Source organism: Tychonema sp. LEGE 07196 (assembly GCF_963890365.1).
GTDB lineage: Bacteria > Cyanobacteriota > Cyanobacteriia > Cyanobacteriales > Microcoleaceae > Microcoleus.
The window spans coordinates 1-20,740 of sequence record NZ_CAWPRX010000157.1 but is presented as its reverse complement, the minus strand read 5'-3'; the positions used below and the strand labels follow the sequence as shown (position 1 = coordinate 20,740).

Annotated in this window: 20 protein-coding genes; 6 read left to right on the top strand and 14 right to left on the bottom strand. The window is 46.4% G+C overall.

The window, feature by feature from the left end:
- Nucleotides 1–30: 30 nt before the first annotated feature.
- From glmM to AACV78_RS18215, 3 genes are all read right to left on the bottom strand, one after another.
- Nucleotides 31–1,491, bottom strand: coding sequence for a phosphoglucosamine mutase (gene glmM / locus AACV78_RS18225; protein ID WP_194008872.1), 1,461 nt, complete (start codon nucleotides 1,489–1,491; stop codon nucleotides 31–33).
- A 295-nt stretch (nucleotides 1,492–1,786) separates the two neighbouring features.
- The gene (gene rsmD / locus AACV78_RS18220) at nucleotides 1,787–2,329 is read right to left on the bottom strand and encodes a 16S rRNA (guanine(966)-N(2))-methyltransferase RsmD (protein ID WP_194008854.1); all 543 of its coding nucleotides are present in this window, start codon (nucleotides 2,327–2,329) and stop codon (nucleotides 1,787–1,789) included.
- Between the two features lie 80 nt (nucleotides 2,330–2,409).
- Nucleotides 2,410–2,667 (bottom strand): hypothetical protein, encoded by a 258-nt coding sequence (locus tag AACV78_RS18215; protein WP_194008855.1) that lies wholly within the window; start codon nucleotides 2,665–2,667, stop codon nucleotides 2,410–2,412.
- Nucleotides 2,668–3,167: 500 nt separating this feature from the next.
- Between AACV78_RS18215 and treZ the strand changes: the two genes are divergently transcribed.
- Together treZ and glgX are read left to right on the top strand one after the other, a co-directional pair.
- Nucleotides 3,168–4,991 carry a malto-oligosyltrehalose trehalohydrolase gene (gene treZ / locus AACV78_RS18210; RefSeq protein ID WP_194008873.1) on the top strand — a complete coding sequence of 608 codons (1,824 nt, stop codon included), beginning with the start codon at nucleotides 3,168–3,170 and terminating at the stop codon, nucleotides 4,989–4,991.
- A gap of 206 nt (nucleotides 4,992–5,197) precedes the next feature.
- The gene (glgX, locus tag AACV78_RS18205) at nucleotides 5,198–7,396 is read left to right on the top strand and encodes a glycogen debranching protein GlgX (RefSeq protein WP_194008856.1); all 2,199 of its coding nucleotides are present in this window, start codon (nucleotides 5,198–5,200) and stop codon (nucleotides 7,394–7,396) included.
- A 65-nt stretch (nucleotides 7,397–7,461) separates the two neighbouring features.
- Here the strand turns inward: glgX and hisH are convergent, their stop codons facing one another.
- A complete protein-coding gene (gene hisH / locus AACV78_RS18200; RefSeq protein ID WP_194008857.1) occupies nucleotides 7,462–8,097 on the bottom strand; it encodes an imidazole glycerol phosphate synthase subunit HisH in 636 nt (211 codons plus the stop codon).
- A 403-nt stretch (nucleotides 8,098–8,500) separates the two neighbouring features.
- On the opposite strand from hisH, the gene AACV78_RS18195 reads away from it, so the two are divergent.
- Nucleotides 8,501–9,064 (top strand): pyroglutamyl-peptidase I family protein, encoded by a 564-nt coding sequence (locus tag AACV78_RS18195; RefSeq protein WP_194008858.1) that lies wholly within the window; start codon nucleotides 8,501–8,503, stop codon nucleotides 9,062–9,064.
- Between the two features lie 207 nt (nucleotides 9,065–9,271).
- Here the strand turns inward: AACV78_RS18195 and AACV78_RS18190 are convergent, their stop codons facing one another.
- The 5 genes from AACV78_RS18190 to lgt all read right to left on the bottom strand — a co-directional run bounded on the left by AACV78_RS18190 (nucleotide 9,272) and on the right by lgt (nucleotide 13,272).
- Nucleotides 9,272–9,754: a flavin reductase gene (locus AACV78_RS18190; protein WP_194008859.1), complete on the bottom strand. Its 483-nt coding sequence runs from the start codon at nucleotides 9,752–9,754 to the stop codon at nucleotides 9,272–9,274.
- A 4-nt stretch (nucleotides 9,755–9,758) separates the two neighbouring features.
- Complete coding sequence (locus AACV78_RS18185; protein WP_194008860.1) at nucleotides 9,759–9,905, bottom strand: hypothetical protein; 147 nt, start codon at nucleotides 9,903–9,905, stop codon at nucleotides 9,759–9,761.
- A 479-nt stretch (nucleotides 9,906–10,384) separates the two neighbouring features.
- On the bottom strand, nucleotides 10,385–11,221 hold the full coding sequence (locus AACV78_RS18180) for a dienelactone hydrolase family protein (RefSeq protein WP_194008861.1): 837 nt from the start codon (nucleotides 11,219–11,221) through the stop codon (nucleotides 10,385–10,387).
- Nucleotides 11,222–11,478: 257 nt separating this feature from the next.
- Nucleotides 11,479–12,258: a precorrin-4 C(11)-methyltransferase gene (gene cobM, locus AACV78_RS18175; RefSeq protein ID WP_194008862.1), complete on the bottom strand. Its 780-nt coding sequence runs from the start codon at nucleotides 12,256–12,258 to the stop codon at nucleotides 11,479–11,481.
- Between the two features lie 120 nt (nucleotides 12,259–12,378).
- Complete coding sequence (gene lgt / locus AACV78_RS18170; protein WP_194008863.1) at nucleotides 12,379–13,272, bottom strand: prolipoprotein diacylglyceryl transferase; 894 nt, start codon at nucleotides 13,270–13,272, stop codon at nucleotides 12,379–12,381.
- 343 nt (nucleotides 13,273–13,615) lie between these two features.
- Between lgt and rlmN the strand changes: the two genes are divergently transcribed.
- Nucleotides 13,616–14,725, top strand: coding sequence for a dual-specificity RNA methyltransferase RlmN (rlmN, locus tag AACV78_RS18165; protein WP_194008864.1), 1,110 nt, complete (start codon nucleotides 13,616–13,618; stop codon nucleotides 14,723–14,725).
- Nucleotides 14,726–14,962: 237 nt separating this feature from the next.
- Here the strand turns inward: rlmN and AACV78_RS18160 are convergent, their stop codons facing one another.
- From AACV78_RS18160 to AACV78_RS18145, 4 genes are read right to left on the bottom strand one after another with little or no spacing between them, the layout of a single operon-like run.
- Complete coding sequence (locus tag AACV78_RS18160) at nucleotides 14,963–16,072, bottom strand: class I SAM-dependent methyltransferase (RefSeq protein ID WP_339383709.1); 1,110 nt, start codon at nucleotides 16,070–16,072, stop codon at nucleotides 14,963–14,965.
- Nucleotides 16,065–16,739 (bottom strand): phosphoribosylglycinamide formyltransferase, encoded by a 675-nt coding sequence (purN, locus tag AACV78_RS18155; protein WP_194008865.1) that lies wholly within the window; start codon nucleotides 16,737–16,739, stop codon nucleotides 16,065–16,067. Before purN ends, AACV78_RS18160 begins: the two co-directional genes overlap by 8 nt.
- A gap of 7 nt (nucleotides 16,740–16,746) precedes the next feature.
- Nucleotides 16,747–17,694: a type IV pilin-like G/H family protein gene (locus tag AACV78_RS18150; RefSeq protein WP_194008866.1), complete on the bottom strand. Its 948-nt coding sequence runs from the start codon at nucleotides 17,692–17,694 to the stop codon at nucleotides 16,747–16,749.
- A 48-nt stretch (nucleotides 17,695–17,742) separates the two neighbouring features.
- The gene (locus tag AACV78_RS18145) at nucleotides 17,743–18,318 is read right to left on the bottom strand and encodes a GNAT family N-acetyltransferase (protein WP_194008867.1); all 576 of its coding nucleotides are present in this window, start codon (nucleotides 18,316–18,318) and stop codon (nucleotides 17,743–17,745) included.
- A 59-nt stretch (nucleotides 18,319–18,377) separates the two neighbouring features.
- On the opposite strand from AACV78_RS18145, the gene AACV78_RS18140 reads away from it, so the two are divergent.
- Nucleotides 18,378–19,268 carry a carbohydrate ABC transporter permease gene (locus tag AACV78_RS18140; RefSeq protein ID WP_194008868.1) on the top strand — a complete coding sequence of 297 codons (891 nt, stop codon included), beginning with the start codon at nucleotides 18,378–18,380 and terminating at the stop codon, nucleotides 19,266–19,268.
- Between the two features lie 129 nt (nucleotides 19,269–19,397).
- On the opposite strand, the gene AACV78_RS18135 is transcribed toward AACV78_RS18140, so the two are convergent.
- Nucleotides 19,398–20,003, bottom strand: a complete 606-nt coding sequence (locus tag AACV78_RS18135; RefSeq protein ID WP_194008869.1) for a DJ-1/PfpI family protein — start codon at nucleotides 20,001–20,003, stop codon at nucleotides 19,398–19,400.
- 184 nt (nucleotides 20,004–20,187) lie between these two features.
- On the opposite strand from AACV78_RS18135, the gene AACV78_RS18130 reads away from it, so the two are divergent.
- Nucleotides 20,188–20,553 carry a hypothetical protein gene (locus AACV78_RS18130; RefSeq protein ID WP_194008870.1) on the top strand — a complete coding sequence of 122 codons (366 nt, stop codon included), beginning with the start codon at nucleotides 20,188–20,190 and terminating at the stop codon, nucleotides 20,551–20,553.
- Nucleotides 20,554–20,740 lie beyond the last annotated feature (187 nt).

The following is a 20,740-nucleotide window of genomic DNA, read 5'->3' as shown; positions in this document are numbered from 1 at the left end:
TCCTTCTTCCTTCTTCCTTCTTCCTTCAGATCAAAGAGCCTGGTATTTCTGAACTGCCAACACCAAATTATCAGTCCAGAAATTAGCCAATTCGGCGCTGGCAGCTTCTACCATAACTCGGATCAGCGGTTCAGTGCCAGAAGCGCGAACCAAAATTCGTCCCTGTTCTCCCATTGCAGTTTTAGCACGGACGATCGCCCCTTGCAAAATTTCGCACTCGTGCCATTTTAGGCGTTTTTCCCGATCGTCCACCCGCACATTTACCAGCAACTGCGGATAAGTTTGGAAACTGCCGCTGACCAATTGCGCTAAAGATTCCCCGGATTGGCGCACCAGCGAAGCTATGTGCAAAGCTGTCAGCAAACCATCGCCACTAATACCGAAATGCGGACAAAGAATGTGTCCCGACTGTTCGCCGCCCAACATCGCACCGGTGCGCTGCATTTCAGCGTGAACGTGCTGATCTCCCACGTTCGTTCTAGTTAGTTTTCCTCCTAATTTTTCCCAAGCTCGCTCGAAGCCGAGGTTAGCCATTACAGTAGAAATAATTAAATTGGACGGTAACTGTTCGGAGGCGCGCAACTGCCGGCCCCACAGATAAAGAATGTAATCGCCGTCAATCGATCGACCTTTGTTGTCAACACCCAAAACTCGATCGGCATCGCCATCAAAAGCAAATCCCACATCGGCATTGTGTTCCAAAACCGCCGCTTGCAAACTTTCGAGATGAGTAGAACCGCAGTTAACATTAATGCGAGATCCATCAGGAGAGTCGTGCAAACAGATAACATCCGCCCCCATTTTCTCAAATACCGCCGGTGCCAAACCAGCCGCCGCCCCCCAAGCCAAATCCAAAACCACCCGCATTCCCGACAAATTCATCTCTTGCAGCGAATCAGAGAGAGAAGCAGCATAATCTTTCACCAACTCCTGGCGGTGGTAGTGGTGTCCCAAAGCAAAACTAGCAACCGGAACCTTAGCCCCCCGGATTCCCGCTTCGATTTGTTCCTGCAACTGTTGCGACAGCTTAGAGCCGTTTGAGCCAAAAAACTTAATCCCGTTATCTTCAGGGGGATTGTGAGAAGCCGAAATCATCACACCGCCGACAGACTCCGAAATGCTTGCCAGATAAGCAACGCAGGGAGTCGGACACAAGCCCAAATTCCACACTTCCAAACCGGCCGCTGTCAAACCCGCAGACAGCGCCATTGCCAGCATATCGCTAGAATTCCTGCTGTCTTGCCCCAAAATCACAGGGCCCTGATTGGGGGCATTTTGGCGGAGAACTTGCCCCGCCCAGAAGCCAACTTGCAGCGCTAGGGATGCAGTCAGCAATTCTCCCACTTTCCCTCGAATGCCGTCTGTGCCGAAGAGTTTTGTATTTGGCAGCGGGGCGCTATCTCCCAGCAGAATCGTATCGCGTTTGACTGGGCTTGCTGAATTAACAGCCGGAAACTCGCTGCCGCGATGGCGCGAAGGTGTCTGAACCATATTCACTCCTTTAGGAATATTCACACTCACACTTTGCAGTTCATGTTACAACTGAAAGTCTTTATTTTCAGCGTAAACTCGATTTATTTCGGGGATTTATCAGGTAACGTACCCTGTCAACCTACGCACAAAGTTTAACTTTTCGGGAAAAATTTGTATCGGACTCAAGGGCTAAATTTTACGATCTGCAGGCGCTTGCAGGATGGTTGAGACCGCTATTCGGGACGATCGCACTGAGCGATCGTTCGGATCTGGGCGGGATTTGATATTATGATGCTGATGCCGTTTGAGCTAGTCAGCCACTGCGGGCATAGAAAGTTAATGCTGTATTGCCGTATATTTTTTGTCGGCAAATTTCTAGGCCGGGAATCGGTTGTGTCGATCGCTCGGGGCTGTGTTCGATCGCAATTTCGCCATCAGGTGCTAGCATTTCTTGGCTGGCGAGCTTGTTTAACAGAGGTTCGTACAAGTCGCTGGCGTAGGGCGGATCGAAGTAAACGCGATCGAACTGCTGTCCTCCCAGCGCCCCCAATTTTACCATCGCGTTTCCCCGCAGGATTTGGAATGTTTGGGAAGAACCTGCTACTTTCTCCCAGTTTTCATGAATAATCGCACAAGCTTTCGCCGACTGTTCGATGCCAGTAACACTAGCCGCCCCCCGACACAAAGCTTCTGCGCCCATTGAGCCGCTGCCGGTACAAATGTCAAGCCACCTGCAACCTGCGATCGTCCCCTGCCAAATATTAAACAAAGCTTCTCTGACTCGCGAAGGCGTAGGACGAGTGGCCAGTCCCGGCAGAGTTTTGATTTGGCGGTTGCCGCAGATTCTCAAGCTCATTTAACACCCAATTTGTCACACTATTTTATAATTAATTTGATTCGCCAAACTAAGTTTGAATGCAAGGCTGCATCTCCGACTTAGCAGCATTTCTTTGAGTGCTTTGGCGAGTTCGCCCCGGCCCAAAATATCTGCATAAATTGGGAAATATCTCCCGAAAGCATTAAGAGTGCCAGCGTCTCGATCGCTAGCTGTACAATACTCGCGATCGCCCGAAACCGAGTCTGCGATCGATCGCAGACTCGGGGATGCCCTATAATATCAAATCCCGTAGCATCGGAATTATATAGTGCCGTCGCGCTGGCGATCGACTTCGCCAGCGGCGACGACACTATCAATGATTTAAATATGTAATTTCGATGCTACCTGAAACGATATAAAAGCTGGGTTGATGCTCCCTGACCGTCGATAATTATAAAGGACGATCGCCATTTTGTCTGTCAAATATCATACATTTGGCAGATGCTCCTGTCGCTCAACCTATGATATGTCCAACTAAAAAATAAAATTATGGCTGGACAAAAGCTAATATCTCATCTCAAATTTGCTGAAACTCGCTCTAATCTAGGGTTTGTGGAAGCGATAAAGCTCTCTTGAGAGAGGGGATAATATCGACTATCGCTTGGCAAACAGCCAGCTTACTGTTATACTTCTGTCAAGCCAGCAGGGAATGTCTGAAAAATCGAAGCAAATTGGGATAGACAAGCCCGATGTTGAAACATACTTCGAGGATAACGCCTGCGGCTGGCCTCCAAAAAACGATCGAATAGTTGATAAAAAAAATAGAATCGTTAAATTGGAGCACAAATATGATGTTACATGGAATCAATCAGTAAATATGAGAATTGGCGCAACGTATCTGGGCAATAATCGCTGTGAATTTACGCTATGGGCACCCTTGCTACAAGATGTAGCAGTCCAAATCACAGCACCAGAACCACAACTAATATCCATGCAAAAAAAGCGGAGAGGATATTGGACTGTCACAGCCCAAGGGGTGTCTCCAGGTACGCTTTATACCTATCAACTAGATGGAAAGACAACGCTACCAGATCCAGCATCCTACAGTCAACCCCAAGGCGTTCACAACCCCTCAGAAGTAGTCGATCAAAGCGCATTTGTTTGGAACGATGCCGACTGGCAAGGGATTGCTCTGGCAGACTATATTATGTACGAGGTACACGTAGGCGCGTTTACCGAAGAAGGAACATTCGAGGCAATGATTGACCGTCTCGATGACTTGAAAGAATTGGGAGTTAACGCGATCGAGATTATGCCCGTGGCGCAGTTTCCGGGCGATCGCAATTGGGGCTACGATGGCGTATATCCCTTTGCCGTTCAATCCTCCTACGGCGGCGTTAACGGCTTGAAAACCCTAGTCGATGCTTGCCACCAAAAAGGCTTAGCCGTTGTCCTAGATGTCGTCTACAATCACCTAGGCCCCGAAGGCAACTATACCTCGAATTTTGCCCCCTACTTTACCGATAAATATCGTACCCCTTGGGGAAACGCCCTCAACTTTGATGATGCTGGTAGCTATGGCGTTCGCAATTTCTTTATCGAAAATGCCCTCTACTGGTTTCGGGATTGTCACATTGATGCGCTGAGGTTAGATGCCATTCACGCGATTTACGACTTCTCCGCCAAGCACTTTTTAGCCGAGTTAGCCGAAAAAACCGGAGAGTTGTCCCAACAGCAAGGGCGATCGTTTTACTTAATTGCTGAAAGCGACCTCAACGACGTTCGGATTATCAATCCTCCCAGCAAAGGCGGCTACGATATCAATGCCCAATGGTGCGATGATTTTCACCACTGTTTGCACAGCCTCATTACCAAGGAAGACCTAGGTTATTACCAAGATTTTCGCGAGTTCAGAACCTTAGTGAAAGTCTTGCAAGAAGGATTTGCTTATGCAGGAGAGTATTCGGAATTTCGGCAGCGCTACCACGGCAGTCCGGCGGGCAATTTCGACCCGGATCAATTCGTAGTTTGTTGCCAAAATCACGACCAAGTGGGCAACAGAATGTTAGGCGAACGGCTGGCACATTTGGTCTCGTTTGAAGCACTAAAATTAGCAGCAGCCACGGTATTGCTTTCTCCTTACATTCCTTTATTATTTATGGGGGAAGAGTACGCTGAAGAAGCACCATTTCTGTATTTTGTCAGCCACGGCGATCCAGATTTAGTCGAATCGGTGCGCCAGGGAAGAAAGGCCGAGTTTAAAGAATTTCACCACACAGGAGAACCGCCGGACGTACAAGACAAGACAACATTTTTGCAATCAAAGCTTAATTGGAAAAAACGGCGCGAAGGCAAACATAAAGTGTTGTTAGAGTTGTATCGAACTCTGATTAAACTTCGCCAAGAAATTCCTGCCTTGAAGTGTCGCGATCGCCAAAGCATTGATATCAACAGTTTTGACGGTGAAAAAATCATTACCCTCATCAGAAGCGTTGACGACAGTGAAGTCTTAGCAATCTTTAATTTCAGCGATACCACACAAAAAACTAAACTTGTACTACCAGAAGGAAACTGGCAAAAAGTCTTAGACTCATCTGACCCTCAGTGGATGGGGGACGGTTCGACTTTGCCCGAAAAACTTACAGGGCAAGCCGAGGTCAGCATTCCGCATCAAAGCTTTATTCTGTATCAAGTTGAATAGTTTTCTCCTAAAAAGTCTGTAAACAGCAGGCATCTTGCCTAGCATTGATATCATGTTCGATCGATCGCAATCAGCAAGGTTCGTAGTACGGACGACCGTCCGCCCAAAAGCGGTTTTTGTGATGGTAATTGATCGTCTAGGATATGAAAGGCTTTTTGCTACAAGTCTAATGATTGTTCGATCGAGAATATTACAACTTAGGTTCTATGGATTTAAAACTTTGGCCCGGTAAACCCTATCCCTTGGGTTCACAATGGGATGGTAAAGGCACTAATTTTGCCCTATTTTCCGAAAACGCGACAGCAGTCGAATTGTGCTTGTTCGACGAAAAAGGGTGGGAAACCCGAGTCCCGCTGACTGAAGTCTACAACTTCATTTGGCACTGCTACATTCCCGGCATCAAACCCGGTCAGCAATACGGTTTTCGCGTCCGCGGCCCCTACGATCCCGCAGCCGGACACCGGTTCAACCCCGCCAAACTGCTGATTGACCCCTACGCCAAAGCCATCGCCGGAGATGTGGTGCACGGACGGGAACTCTTCGGTTATGACTGGGACGACGAAGCCGAAGACCTATCCTACAGCGCATTAGACGATTCTCATTTAATCCCCAAAGCCGTTGTCATCGATGAATCCTTCGACTGGGAAGGCGACACTCAGCCACAACTGGCTTGGCACAAAACCGTCATCTACGAGATGCACGTCAAAGGCTTTACCCAACTGCATCCCGACATTCCCGAACCCTTGCGGGGAACCTACGCCGGACTCGCCCATCCCGCCGCCATCGACCACCTGAAATCCTTGGGGATTACCGCCGTCGAACTCCTCCCCGTCCACCACTTCATCGGCTGTCCCGGCTTTCTGGATGACAAGGGACTGCGGAACTACTGGGGCTACGACTCGATTAACTATCTCGCGCCTTACTCCAGCTACAGCGCCAGCGGCGACACCGGCGAACAGGTGAATGAATTTAAGGAAATGGTCAAAGCCCTGCACGCTGCAGGCATTGAGGTGATTCTCGATGTGGTTTACAACCACACCGGAGAGGGCAACCACATGGGCCCGACCATCTCGTTTCGGGGCATCGACAACGCCGTTTACTACCGCCTCGTGAAAGACAATCCCCGCTACTACATGGATTACAGCGGCTGCGGCAACTCCCTCAACGTCTTCCATCCCCAAGTATTGAAGCTGATTATGGACAGCTTGCGGTATTGGGTGTTGGAGATGCACGTCGATGGGTTCCGCTTCGATTTGGCGACGGCTTTAGCGCGGGAAACCGATCGCGTCGATACTTTTGCTGCCTTTTTCGATATCATCCACCAAGACCCAGTTTTGTGCGATGTCAAGTTAATCGCCGAACCTTGGGACATCGGCGAAGGCGGGTATCAAGTCGGAAAATTCCCCTTGCTGTGGTCGGAGTGGAACGGTCGCTACCGCGATACCATGCGCGACTTTTGGCGGGGAACCGATGAAACTCTCTCTCAGTTTGCCTACAGCTTTACCGGAAGTTCCGATTTGTACGAAAGTAATGGACGGCGACCCCACGCCAGCATCAACTTTATTACTGCCCACGACGGGTTTACCCTGCACGATTTGGTCAGCTACAACCAAAAACACAACGAAGCTAACGGTGAAAACAGTTGCGACGGGGAAAACCACAATCAGTCTTGGAACTGCACGATGGTGGAATTCCCATATACTGAAGCGCTAGGAGAGGGAGAATATCCACCTCCGCCAGACCCCTTTGCTGGGGACGGGGAAACTGAGGATCCCGAAGTGCAGGCGTTGCGAGAACGCCAAAAGCGGAATTTTTTAACTTCGTTACTGCTGTCCCAAGGGGTGCCGATGCTGGTGGCGGGAGACGAAATGGGGCGAAGTCAAGGAGGCAATAACAATGCTTACTGTCAGGACAACGAAATCTCCTGGGTGGATTGGGGATTGCAGTTCAAAAATGCTGACTTGCTCGAATTTACGCGCCAGTTAACCCGCTTGCGGCGCGAACATCCGGTGTTCCGCCGCCGTAAGTGGTTCCAAGGACGCGCCATTCACGGTTCTCAAGTTAGCGATATTGCTTGGTTTAACCCCGATGGCGGGGAAATGACTGACGAACAGTGGCAAGTGGGATATGCTAAGGCGATCGGCATTTTCCTCAACGGCGAACAACTTGCTACGCCAAATGCTCGCGGCGAACGGATTATCGACGATAGTTTTCTGTTGTTTTTCAATGCTTATTGGGAGACGCTCGATTTTGTGATTCCCCCTCGCTTTCAAAGTTTGCAGTGGATTGCTGTGCTTGACACTGCTGAACCGAAATTTGTGGAATCTCAAGGGCGAATTTATGCCAAGGGGAAAGCTGTTCCGGTGACGGCGCGATCGGTGGTGATTTTAAAGTGTCTCAAATAAAATTGGCGCTGTAGCTGATTTATTAAAAACCCGGTTTCTTGAAGAAATCGGGTTTTTAATTGACTCTAAGCAGCTACTTTTGTTCTCACTTGATTCACAAAATTTGAGAGCATTTGCAATCCCGTGCTTGAAGACTTTTCCGGGTGAAATTGTACGGCCATCAGATTGTCTTTAGCTATGGCGGCCGTCACCGTCTGACTTCCGTGCGTCACCACTGCAGCTTTGACTGTTGAGTCCACCGGATCTACATAATAGGAATGCACTAAATAAACCCAAGGTTGAGATGAAAGATTGTGCCACAGCGGCAAATTGGGTTGAGTAAATTCTAACTGATTCCATCCCATGTGCGGAATGGTTAACCCCGGTTCCGAGCGAAATCGGCGCACTTTTCCAGCAATAATTCCCAATCCTGGTTCTGTACCTTCTTCGGAACTGTCAAACAGCATTTGCAAGCCCAAACAAATGCCTAAAAAAGGCTTTCCAGAGGCGATCGCATTTGTTATCGGTTCTATCAAATTGCGCGATCGCAAATTCTGCATTGCCGGGTCAAAGGAACCAACTCCCGGCAAAACCACCGCATCAGCCTGCTCGATTGCAGCAGGAGAATCCGTAATTTTTGGCACTGCGCCCACATTTTCCAAGCCTTTACAGACCGAGTGCAGATTGCCCATGTCATAGTCTACTACTGCGATGACAGACATTGACTTACTTGCCTTATATGATCAATTTTTAGTATTATTGCACAAAACGTCAGTAGTCAGTAGTCAGTAGTCAGTAGTCAGTAGTCAGTAGTCAGTAGTCAGTAGTCATTAGTCAGTAGTCATTAGTCAGTAGTCATTAGTCATTAGTCATTAGTTAACAGCCAACAGTTAACAGTTAACAGCCAACAGTTAACAGCCAACAGTCAACAGTTAACAGCCAACAGTTAACAGTTAACAGTCATCAGTCATCTGTCTGATGAATTTTACAATTCCTGATTCCCATATTCGAGAGTCGTAGGGACTGGTTCATCAGTATCTATGCTGTAAAACCAGATAGATAATTTTTGACACTCGCCCCTACCCATCGACAAGGTTTTCTGCACGTCAATTTACGGGAGATTATATGAATACCAAAATCCTGCTAACTTCATTTGACACTTGGCGATCGCATCAGCAATCAAATTCTTCTGACGATTTATTAGCTAACATTTCCCAAATTCAATCTTTGCCTGATTCCCTAACTTTTTTGAGGAAACTACCCGTAGATTCCCAGCTAGCAGCGAATTTGGCGATCGCCCAAATCAACCAACTCCGACCAGACATAATTATCTGCTGTGGCATGGCAGAAAGCAGGGAAAAATTAACCGTGGAATCCTGCGCTTGCTGCGATACGGACATTTTGAAAACAACAGTTAATCTTGAAGCGCTAGTCGCAGATTTAGCCGTCACAGAAATCAGTCACGAAGCCGGAAAATATGTTTGTGAAGACCTCTATTATGCGGTTTTAAAGCATATTTATGATTCTCAAATACCCACTCAATGTGTTTTTGTCCACGTCCCGATTTTAACTCCCGACAACACCGACAAGATTGTTGCTGATTTTTTATCTATTGTGAATCGCTTAACAATTAACTATAACATTTCTCAGAAAGATGAGGCGCTGTCGGGCATAGGGCATAGGGAATAGGGCATGGGGCATAGGCCGCCGTGGGCATACCTCACAACGCGATCGAGCCGCTATATCTAACAACTAACAACTAACAATTAACAACTAACAACTAACAATTAACAATTAACAATTAACAACTAACAATTAACAATTAACAACTAACAACTAACAACTAACAACTAACAACTGACAATTGCCAATTGCCAATTGCCAGTTGCCAAGTTTTTAGCCGCCGTAATTCCAACCAGTGCTTTCTAACAGCAACGGATCGCCTTCTCGGTGAACGCCGGCGGCCACCACTTCTCCGACATACACCGTATGATCGCCGTGTTTTACAGCGCCGACAACATTGCACTCAATGTAACCCAGAGAGTCGGAGATAATCGGACAACCAGTTTCGGGCCCGGCATAAAATTCTACATCCTCGAATTTATTGCCAACGCGGCGCTGCGGCTTGAAGAATTTCTGGGCTAACTCTTTTTGTCCTGCTTCTAGGAAACTCAACGCAAAGACTCCGCTGGCTTCAATCATGGCGTGGGATTTTGAGTCTTGCTTGACGCAGTTAACGACTAAGGGAGGGGTAAAGGAAGATTGCATCACCCAGCTAGCGGTGAAACCGTTGAGTTCCTCTCCCTCTTTGACGCCGCAAATGTACAATCCGTGGGGGATTTTCCGCAAGATGGTCTTTTTAGCTTGTTCGTCTAGCACGGGCTTACCTGTCGATCGATAATTCTACACAGCCCAGTTTACCAAGTTGCGCCCACAAACCCAACTGTCTTAAGGGCGATCGGGCTACACCGATATTGTTCAGATTGCCTATCTGGCTGTTTTCGATCGCAAATATGCTGCTTCGGGCCACCTTTATTTTGTTAGAATTAAATTTAGGTATTTGTATTGTTTGACAACCAAGTATATACCAATATTTTTAGCTGCGGGTTTGCATTTTTTGGTTCAATGGAGAACAATTGTTGTTTTTATGCTGGTAGTTGGTGTTTTTGCATTTAGCATGAAAACTAAATCCCGTGAGGGATTGCAGGAAGAAATGGCTTGATTTTGCCCTAGTCGTTCAGTCTGGGCGGGTTGATAGATATTCTGGAGGGAAATTACAGATTTTTGGTGAAATTCGCCCCTAAAATACAATACCAACTTATATCGTTTTGAGTCAATTAAAAACGCTCATATTGGTTCGTAGGGCGAAAAAAAGTCCGCAATACGAACCAATTTGAGCCGCAATTACATCTTCACGAATCCCCAAAAATAAATATCTAAAATACCAAGATTTGTAGATACTATCTTGACCTGTCAAGGGGTAGCGAGCAAATATTGATGGGGAATGTGTTATGCAACTCCGTACTTCTTAAACCAATTTTGCAGCTTTTGCCAAGCATCCTTGGCATCTTTTTCTCGGTAAGTGGGGCGATAGTCGGCATTAAAACCGTGCGGCGCATCTGCATAAACTACGATTTCGGAACCGCTGCTGCCGGTTTTGAGCAGTTGCTGCATTTTTTCGACTGTATCAAGGGGAATTGACTCGTCTTTGCCACCGTAAAGACCCAATACGGGTACTGTCAAAGTTGGTGCAAGGTCGATCGGATGTTTGGGAGTTAAAGCCGTTGAAGATCCAACCAAACGCCCGTACCAAGCCACTCCTGCTTTGACTTTTGGGTTGTGGGCCGCGTACATCCAAACAATTCGGCCTCCCCAGCAAAATCCTGTAATTCCCAACTTATTAATATTGCCTTTTCCTGACTTTTGTGCCCACTCTACGGTAGCATCTAAATCGGACATAACTTGAGCGTCGGGAACTTTCGAGACAACTTTACTAATAATTTCTTGAATGTCGGTGATTTTAGAAACATCGCCTTGACGGTAAAACATTTCTGGGGCGATCGCCAAATAGCCTAATTTGGCAAAACGGCGGCAAATATCTTGAATGTATGCGTGAACTCCGAAGATTTCTTGAATTACTAAAATTACTGGAAAATCGCTTCCAGTAGCGGGCATTGCTCTGTAGGCTGGAATGAACTCGTCTTTCACAGGGATTTTCACTTCACCTGCTATTAAACCAGTTTTATCTGTGGTAATAGTTGCCGCAGCAATCGGATGAACTGCTAAGGCAAATCCGGCGGTTAATGCGGTGACAGTCATAAATTCTCTGCGAGTTAAATCTTTCATGGGTAATGGGGAATTGTTAGCTGTTGACTGTTGGCTGTTGACTGTTAACTGTTGACTGTTGGCTGTTGGCTGTTAACTGTTGGCTGCTAAGAGGGCGGGCACGGGGCACCGCCCCTACTAATGACTAATGACTAATGACTACTGACTACTGACTAATGACTACTGCCAACTGCCAACTGCCAACTGCCAACTGCCAACTGCCAACTGCCAACTACCAACTGCCAACTACCAACTGCCAACTGCCAACTGACTACTGACTACTGACGGAAAAGCCGATCGTGCTTTGGATGGTACAAGCGCGATCGCCCTTGGGCTTCTTTTCCCAACGCCGGACTAATTATATACATGGTCGTTCTAAACAAATTATGTTCGCGGGTAGCGACTGCCATTTTGTCAAGGGGAACTAGGACAATTTTTTCATCCGGCCAGCCCAAGCGATAACAAATCGCCACTGGTAAATCCGATGGGTAATGTTCCATCAACTTAGCTTGAGCTCGATCGACATGGCGGGCGCTCAAATACAGACACAAACTCGCTTGATGGGCCGCTAAACTCGCCAATTCTTCGCGTGTTGGTACTTCAGTGCGGCCACTAATTCGGGTCAAAATAATTGTCTGTACAATTCCGGGAACTGTCAACTCAATTTTAAGTTTCGCGGCGGCTAGTTGGAAAGCGCTAATTCCTGGGATTACCTCAAAAGCAATTCCCGCCTCGGCCAAGGCTTGCATTTGTTCGCCCACAGCGCCGTAGAGACAGGGATCGCCGGAATGGAGGCGGACGAGGCTTTTCCCGGCGCGCACTCGCTCCACCATCAAAGGTACAATTTCTTCGAGAGTCTTATCCGCAGTTTGGATAACTTCAGCATCTGCGCGCACTCCCTGCAAAATTTGCTCTGGAACTAGGGAATCAGCAAATAATATGACATCGGCGACAGCCAGTAATTTTTGAGCCTTAACAGTTAACAAATCCGGGTCTCCCGGGCCTGCACCTACAATGTATACCTGTGGAATTAAGGCTTGAATCTCTGTCAAACTCATTGCTGCTAAAAAATTTCCTAAATTTATTGAGTCTTCCGGGCACACCGATTTTGGTTGGAAGTAAGGGATGGTAGATGCACCCTGGTTTTGAGCCCTAGAGACTAACCTCTCTGGGGTTTTTTATCGATCGCCTGGGGATTTGCGATCGATATTTGCCCGATCGCTATTGGGGGAGACAACATCGGGTAAAGGTCGATCGAGCAAATAAAGCCAAGCCAACCCGCCCAAACCTAACACAATCCCAGTCAAACTTACCATCTGTGCAGCCCTGAGCGGCCCGAACATCAAACTGTCAGTTCGCAACCCTTCAATCCAGACTCTACCCGAACTGTAAGCTGCCAGGTAAACCAAAAACAAAGCACCTGTTTTCAAGCGAATTTTTCCCTGCAAATCGCGGAAAAACAAAGTCAGCAGCAACCCAAATACTGTCAAATTCCACAGAGATTCGTAGAGAAATGTGGGGTGGAAGTATTCAAAATTAGCGTAGCCGATCGGGCGGCTGTTTGGCGGAATATAAAGTTTCCAAGGTAAATCCGTAGGGCCGCCAAAAGCTTCGGAGTTAAAGAAATTTCCCCAGCGTCCGATCGCCTGACCGAGAATTACCGAAGGCGCGACTAAATCTGCCAACTGCCAAAAAGAAACTCGCTGGATTTTCGCAAAAATTAAAGCTGCGATCGTACCGCCCAAAATCGCCCCGTGAATAGCAATTCCACCTTTCCAAATCGCTATAATATCTTCAGGTCTTTGGGCATATTGCGGCCACTCAAAAGCCACGTAATAAATTCGAGCGCAGGGAATAGCGCCCAGAACCAGCCAAATTGCTAAATCGCCCAGCAATTCTGGGTTGACGCGGCGCTTTTCGGCCAAATATTGGGACAAACTGACCCCTATTAAGACCGCAGAAGCTATCAACAGCCCGTACCAACGGATAGCTAGGGGGCCTAGTTGAAAGATTATCGGGCCTGGGGATGTAAATTGAAACGCTAAGGGCAGCGCAAGAATATCTAGCACCATAAAAGTTGCATTAATTGTGATGGAAAGCAGTCAGATTGCATACCCTAAAATAAACTCCAGAGTTTATTTTAGGGGGCGGCGGTCATTTACACGCAATTTTAGGGGGATTTGGCCAAAAATTAACTGGATTCTTGATTGTGCAGATTTCTGTCTGGAGTTTTCTTTGTGAGTCCACAATAACAGCCCCCTAACCCCCCTTTTTAAAAGGGGGAACCGGATTATTCTTAAAGTCGCCCTTGTTAAGGGATTTAGAGGGATCGAGACTTCACCTTTTTCAGGATTAACGGCAGCTTTGGTCGAGAAGTTTTAGTATGGAGGGTGGCTTTAAATTTTCTGATGACCTATGCCTTCTACTTCCGTTTCTCAGGTGCACTCTTCTGGTAATTCCAAGGGTGCGAATCAGTCTCGCAAGACTGCTGCTTTGTCTGTTGAGTCTGGTAAAATTCCGCCGTTGTTGGGCGCGAGTTTGGCTGAGTTAACGGAGTGGGTGCAGCAAAACGGGCAACCCGCTTATCGCGGGAAGCAGTTGTACCAGTGGATTTATGAGAGAGGCGCGCGATCGCTCTCTGAGATTTCTGTATTCTCTAAACAGTGGCGCGAGACTGTTGCGAAAATTCCGATCGGGCGATCGACTATTCACTATCGATCGGTCGCACCAGACTCTACGGTAAAGTATCTTCTAAAATTAGCAGACGGTCAAATTATTGAAACAGTCGGCATTCCCACCGAAAAACGGCTGACAGTGTGCGTCTCAGCCCAAGTTGGCTGCGCGATGGGCTGCGACTTTTGCGCTACGGGAAAAGGCGGTTTCAAGCGCAATTTAGAAGTAAACGAAATCGTCGATCAAGTCTTGACAGTACAGCAAGATTTCGGCCGCCGAGTCAGCCACATCGTATTTATGGGAATGGGCGAACCCCTGCTGAATTTCGATAACGTTGTAGCTGCTGTCAAGTGTTTGAATCAAGACGTAGGAATTGGACAGCGGAACATCACCGTTTCCACAGTCGGAATCCGCAATCGCATCACCCAACTAGCCGAACATCAACTGCAAATTACCCTCGCCGTCAGCCTCCACGCTTCCAATCAAAGATTGCGCGAAGAGTTAATTCCTAGCGCCCGCCCTTATCCTTTGGGTGAGTTAGTGGCAGAATGTCGGGAATATGTGCGATCGACTGGACGCAGATTAAGCTTTGAATACGTGCTCTTAGCAAACGTAAATGATTTACCAGAACACGCAGCCGAGTTAGCAACTCAGTTGCGCGGTTTTCAGTGTCACGTCAATTTGATTCCTTACAATCCGATTCAAGAAGCTGAATATCAGCGTCCGACTCCAAATCGAATCAACAATTTTGTTGCGGTTTTGAAGGAGAAGAAAATTGCTGTTAGCGTGCGGTATTCTCGCGGCTTAGAAGCCGATGCCGCCTGCGGACAATTGCGCGCATCTGAGGTTTAGAATTGGAATTTTAACCGCTAAAATTTGTTGTAGGGTGCGTTATACCTGAGATTTTGCACCATTCTCAATTAGCCTTTTGCAGGCGGGCCGGATTCCCAACCCCTACTCCCCACAAAGATCCGTCTTTGTGGAACAAGCCGGAAAGCCTGTTAAGCGAGAATAGTGCAAGATGTGAGTTAGATCACGTTATTTGATCGATCATCGATAAACTACATTGTGACGCACCATACTAATTCTCTACAAGCGTTTAACCAGTATCCACCGCAACTCCAACGGCGGCGTTTCTTGCACCGGAAATAAATCGCGCCCGCTGGCCCAACTCACAAACCAAGGTGTCGGCGGCCACGCAGAATCCGGCAAATGTTTTTGTTCGTATTCAATCACCGATTCGTCCGAAACAATTGCTAACGGCAAACCCTCGATTGCTGCTTGTAATTCTTGTCGCGTCAGCAGATAAGACCAACACAATTCAGACATTTGTTTGGCCATCTCGTCGGGTTCGTAGCCATCTACTGCTAAGAAAGCACTGAATAAGATAAACCCGCCACTTAAAACAGCATCGGACATTTTGCCGAGGAATAAGCGGACTTGTTCGGGGTAGCGGAAGTGGGAGAGAACTTCGGTAGCAATGGCTAATTTGTACCGATAGGTTTTCATCCTCAATAAAGGGTCTAAAACGTCGCCTTGGGTGACATTTATTGGCAAGTTTTCGGCGGTGGCTGCGGATGATAGTTTTTCGGCAAATATGGGCGTTAGCTCGATCGCATCCACGGCATGACCTAACCTTGCTAAAGGCAAACTATTGCGCCCTGGGCCGGCACCGACATCTAAAATAGGTGCTTTACTTGGTTCCCCTAATTCGGTAGCAATGGCGATGACTTTGGCATCGGGATGGCTACCAAATAAAGGTTCGGGGCGAATATCCGGCCAGCTATGATATTTCTCGGCCATTGATTCGATTTGAATCTTGGTATTCAGAGTAATGCCGTCGGCTAAACCGGTTTGGGAATTGGCGGGAAAGTATGAAACTATTAGATTAGCGTGGGGAGAATTTTTGAATCCTTCTGCTAAGGCGTTGGCGATTAATATTCGCAAGTTTTCGGATTGGGCAGCATCGAGATTTTGCCCGAGGATGATTAAGAAGTCTGAGAGTAATTTTAGATAGTCGTCTAACATCGATGGTAAGCAAGGCAGATAAAATTCTCCCTTGATGCCGATGTTTTTTTTGAGCCTGTCTTTCAGTATTAATTGCAAGCGATTGCAGTCGGTCAGCGGCGGCCTTTTTTGGGGCGAGTCGCTGACTGGTAATTCCGGGACAGATGCGGAACTGGTGAGGTTTTTAGTCACAATGTTGTTGATGGGATTCGGCAATAAGGGCGATCGCGCCTACCATAATCTTGTGCTCTTGTACCTGAATCCTGGCGTGCAGCGTTTCTGCCGTATCGTCAGGCAATACAGGCACCGCAGCCTGCATTAAAATCGGCCCGCTGTCTACCTCCAAACGGGCGATGTGCACCGTACATCCGGTGATTTTAACCTTGGCTGCGAGTGCTTGTTCGACAGCGCGAATTCCTGTGAAACTCGGCAGCAAACTGGGGTGAATGTTAATAACTTTGTCGGGAAAAGCATCGAGCAAAACTTTGGTAACGATACGCATCCAACCTGCCATCACTATCCATTCTACATCATGAGCTTGAAAAGTTTTAACAATTTTTGTATCTAATTCTTCGCGGCTTTTGCAATCGCGGTGATTGAGCAAAATCGAGGGAATGCCGTATTTTTTTGCTCTGGTCGCGGCTTTGGCTTCGGGGTTGTTGTAAATTAATACTGGAATTTGAACATTAAGCTGTTGGTTTTGGATGGCTTGGGCAATTACCTCGAAGTTGCTGCCGCTTCCTGATGCTAGAATTCCTATTTTTAATGGCGTGGCTATCTTAGCCTTTCTCTCTATGAGTGCGGGAGGAATCGCGGGACAAATTAAACAGTCTGTAGAATTAGTATTTGCTGCAATCATATAATTTTTACCGTGTTATCAAAAAGGAGCCAGCGGGGCATCGAAAGTTTTCAGGCTCGTTATTTTTAGGAACAATTGGCCTAGGTGGAGGTACAGTAGAGGGTTCATTTGTTGCACAACTAATTGCAACGGTAGCTTTGGTATCGTCATCTTTATACAAATTGACTAAAAAAACGGCACCTGTGTAACTTTTTAATTCAGTTTTTTTAGCTTGAACCGTCATAATTACATCTTCGGTAAAATTACTTTGAGATACAAATTGGTAGCGGTAATTTTCTTCGTCTAACTTCATTCCGATACCGAGTTCCTCAAATGTTGAAGAAAATTTGGCATTTTCGGCATAAAAGGCTTGTTGAGCCCTAGTCGCAAACTGAATATATTGCCCGCTTTCATAGGCTTGTCGGGGAGTTTCGGCTTCAAATGTGTTAATTATTTTTATTTTTGTGTTTCGAGGCAAAGCTGTAGTTGGGGAAATTTTTTGGAGAAAAAGTCCACCTGTTGTAAAAGTAGTTGGTCTGGGTTCTCCCGGCTTTAAACCCATAAATTCGATCCGCATTTGACCGTTGGGAGCAAATTCAAAAATTGTCTGCAAAGTTTGGTTTTCACTGGCGGTTACATCTATTGCCATCGGCTGAGTAGTAGAGTTAATTCTGTATTTTAATTCATAGGCAGTTAGAGGTTCGGTTGGATGTGCAAAAGGAAATGACCAAGTGAGTATAAATAATTTGCCTTCTCGTGTAAAAATTACAGTTGCGGGCATGGGTAATAGGTATTGTAACTGCCACTGTCCTACTAATTTTTCTGCTGCTGTTTTGGCTGTGGGAGTTGTTTGGGCGAGGACTGAGGCTGGCGGTGCGAGCGGTTGGGCGATCGCACTTATAGCAAACCTGCTCATAGAGAACAGACAACAGCCAGCAATTAGCAATCTGGAAATATTTAAGTATGTTTTTTGCATAAATGTCAACCCTGACCTGCACAATCATTGTACCGCTTGCTGGCAGCGCTATGGAGATCGATCGCTCAAAAACTCTTCCCTAAGAATCGAATAAATTTTAAGATCCCAATATCTGCCTTTCACAAATAGCTGTTGCCGCAAAACCCCTTCCAATTGCATCCCCACCTTTTCCATCACCCTCGCCGAAGCAATATTGTTAACTTCACATCGAGCCATAATTCGATTCAGCAACATCTCCCGAAAGCCGAATTCAATAACCGCATTGACAGCCTCGCTCATGTATCCTTCCCCCCAATATCTCCCAGAAAGTGCGTAGCCAATTTCGGCGCGGCTGTGGTTCATGCTCCACTCCACAAATCCGCAAGTTCCGATAAATTTATCATCGACTTTATGGACAATTCCCCAATCTACAAGCTCTCGTTTTTTATACATTTTTATCAGGGATTTGATAAAATATTTAGTATCTTCGAGCGAGGTGTGAGTTGACCACATTGTATATTCTGATACTTCGGAATGACAAGCATATTCAAACATATCGCTGGCATCGTTTAAAGTAATTTTTCTCAGCAATAGTCTCTCTGTTTCTATAGTGGGTAAGTTAGATAATATATCGAGAAAATTCATTGTGACATTGACCTAGATTGTGATACCATTTAAAACTAAAAGCTACAATTTAAAAGCCAATGGTTCCGATTAAATTTGGGCGTTTTAACTGGTTGGACAATGAGTCGATCGCAGCTTGGACTTTTCTGGCCCCGGCTTTGCTGTTTCTGGGTACTTTTTTGATTTGGCCGATCGCCTATTTATTTTACCTCAGCTTTACCAGCGGCAGCTTTACCCAGTCGGGAGTGCGTTTAATTGGTTTGAACAACTACTCGCGTCTAGTCACTAACCCGGATTTTTGGCAAGTTATCCAAAACACCATCTATTTTACTACCGCCACAGTCATTCCCAGTTTAGTGATTCCATTGGGTTTAGCAGTGCTGCTAAATCGCTCCTTTGCTTGGCGGGGCGCTCTCCGCACCGCTTATTTTATCCCTTCGATTACCTCTTTAGTTGCCGTTGGCTTGGGTTGGCGGTGGTTGTTTCAAACCGAAGGCCCGGTGAATGATATCTTAATGGATCTCGGCTTAAATCCCATTCCTTGGTTGAGTAGCACAGTTTGGGCCATGCCAGTAATAATTCTACTCAGTGTTTGGAAACAATTAGGCTTTAATATGGTAGTATTTTTAGCAGGATTGCAAGCAATTCCTATAAATCGTTACGAAGCGGCAGAATTGGACGGAGCTAACGCTTGGCAACAATTTTGGTACATCACTTTACCAGGCTTGCGACCGACTTTAATATTTGCTACGGTGACAACAGCTATTTTTACCCTGCGGAGTTTCGAGCAAGTTTACGTCATCACCGGCGGCGGCCCTTTGAACTCTACTAATTTGCTAGTTTATTATATTTACGAGCAAGCTTTTTCGCAATTCGATTTTGGCTATGCAGCGGCTGCAGCAACTTTCCTGATGGCTGTAGCTTTGATATTAGTTTATGTGCAACTAAAAGTTTGGAGCGAAGATGCTTGATATCACATCTGGTAGCATCCTTCCTGTATGGGCGGGGCGGGTTTACCAGATTGTTGTTTTTATGCCGAGATGGTTGGTAAAACCCGCCACTACGCGCAAATTATACAATTAACCATGCCCGTTGCCCAATTACCAATTCCCCATTTTATATTCCATGTGCTCTGCGGTTTTTTCAGCTTGTGCTGTGCCCAAAAGCTTACCGACAACGTGCAAAGACATATCAATGCCCGCAGAAATTCCCCCAGAAGTGATGATTTTGCCGTTATCTACAAAGCGCTGATTTTCAATAATAGTTGTGTTTGGAGCTAATTTTCTCAACAAATCTAACGCCCGATGGTGTGTAGTTGCTGCCAATCCTTCCAACAAGCCAGCTTTTGCTAACAGCAGCGAACCCGTACAAACAGAAAGCACTAATTCTGCTGTTTGCGAACAATCTTTGATCCAATTAATAACTGCTGAATTATCGATTAACTTTCTCGTACCTTTTCCCCCAGGGACAATTAAAATATCCGGTGTCGGACAATTGGAAATAGTACAGTCAGGATTTACGCTCAAACCGTTGCGGGCGTTGATAGCACCGGGATGTTGGGCTACGGTATAGACTGCAAAAGGTCGCGAATCTTTATTTGATTCTGAATTTAATTCTGATGTCACCGAAAACACTTCAAAAGGGCCTGCAAAGTCCAGCACCTCGACATCATCAAACATTAAAATAGCTACGTTTTTAGGTGGCATAAAACATACTTCTGATAGAGACGTAAAATCTCGGCGATTTGTTATCCTATAAACGGACTCATATCAAATCCGGTAGCATCGGAATGATTCAGATATATATTCTCTTTCTCTGTGTACTCTGCGTTCTCTGCGGTTCAATCATTCCGATGCCAGCGGAAACGATAGAATTTAAATTATTAAAGCTATGCCGAAAGATATTCGACACCGCGCCATAAAAATCTGTTTTTTGTGTCTTATTTGCTTTTTAGCAATTACTGTTAGACCAATTTCTACGCCCGCTCAATCTACGACTCAACTAGAGTTTCGGATTACTCAATTAGAAGGTCAAATTGCTGAACTCAGGGCACAAATCTACAGCTTGCAGTCTCAAGGTTCTGGAGTGAGTCGGCCTCAGTCTCCGAACCGGCCTGGTTCGAGCCGGACAAATTCTAGGATGCTTTCGGGAGATCCGATGTTTGATAATTTAGCAACTTTGGCAATTGAAACTAAGCAGGATGTGCTCAAAATTAAAGAGCGGTTGTCCAAGTTAGAAGCATCGAGAAATCGCTAGTCATTAGTCATTGGTCATTGGTCATTAGTCATTGGTCATTAGTCATTAGTCATTGGTCAGAAGGAAGAGGGAAGACGCAAGAAGGACGAGGAAGAATGACGAGGGAAATAGTCAGAAGGAAAAGCGAAGTAGTAAAAAGGAAAAAGTCTCCCCTTTCCCACTCTCCCCCTCTCCCACTCTCCCACTC

Coding starts and splice junctions, on each gene's coding strand:
- AACV78_RS18140 (WP_194008868.1), top strand. CDS start 18,378: ATGGTTCCGATTAAATTTGGGCGTTTTAACTGGTTGGACAATGAGTCG.
- purN (WP_194008865.1), bottom strand. CDS start 16,739: ATGATTGCAGCAAATACTAATTCTACAGACTGTTTAATTTGTCCCGCG.
- rlmN (WP_194008864.1), top strand. CDS start 13,616: ATGCCTTCTACTTCCGTTTCTCAGGTGCACTCTTCTGGTAATTCCAAG.
- AACV78_RS18195 (WP_194008858.1), top strand. CDS start 8,501: ATGAATACCAAAATCCTGCTAACTTCATTTGACACTTGGCGATCGCAT.
- lgt (WP_194008863.1), bottom strand. CDS start 13,272: ATGGTGCTAGATATTCTTGCGCTGCCCTTAGCGTTTCAATTTACATCC.
- treZ (WP_194008873.1), top strand. CDS start 3,168: ATGAGAATTGGCGCAACGTATCTGGGCAATAATCGCTGTGAATTTACG.
- glgX (WP_194008856.1), top strand. CDS start 5,198: ATGGATTTAAAACTTTGGCCCGGTAAACCCTATCCCTTGGGTTCACAA.
- AACV78_RS18145 (WP_194008867.1), bottom strand. CDS start 18,318: ATGAATTTTCTCGATATATTATCTAACTTACCCACTATAGAAACAGAG.
- hisH (WP_194008857.1), bottom strand. CDS start 8,097: ATGTCTGTCATCGCAGTAGTAGACTATGACATGGGCAATCTGCACTCG.
- cobM (WP_194008862.1), bottom strand. CDS start 12,258: ATGAGTTTGACAGAGATTCAAGCCTTAATTCCACAGGTATACATTGTA.
- AACV78_RS18135 (WP_194008869.1), bottom strand. CDS start 20,003: ATGCCACCTAAAAACGTAGCTATTTTAATGTTTGATGATGTCGAGGTG.
- AACV78_RS18130 (WP_194008870.1), top strand. CDS start 20,188: ATGCCGAAAGATATTCGACACCGCGCCATAAAAATCTGTTTTTTGTGT.
- glmM (WP_194008872.1), bottom strand. CDS start 1,491: ATGGTTCAGACACCTTCGCGCCATCGCGGCAGCGAGTTTCCGGCTGTT.
- AACV78_RS18150 (WP_194008866.1), bottom strand. CDS start 17,694: ATGCAAAAAACATACTTAAATATTTCCAGATTGCTAATTGCTGGCTGT.
- AACV78_RS18180 (WP_194008861.1), bottom strand. CDS start 11,221: ATGAAAGATTTAACTCGCAGAGAATTTATGACTGTCACCGCATTAACC.
- rsmD (WP_194008854.1), bottom strand. CDS start 2,329: ATGAGCTTGAGAATCTGCGGCAACCGCCAAATCAAAACTCTGCCGGGA.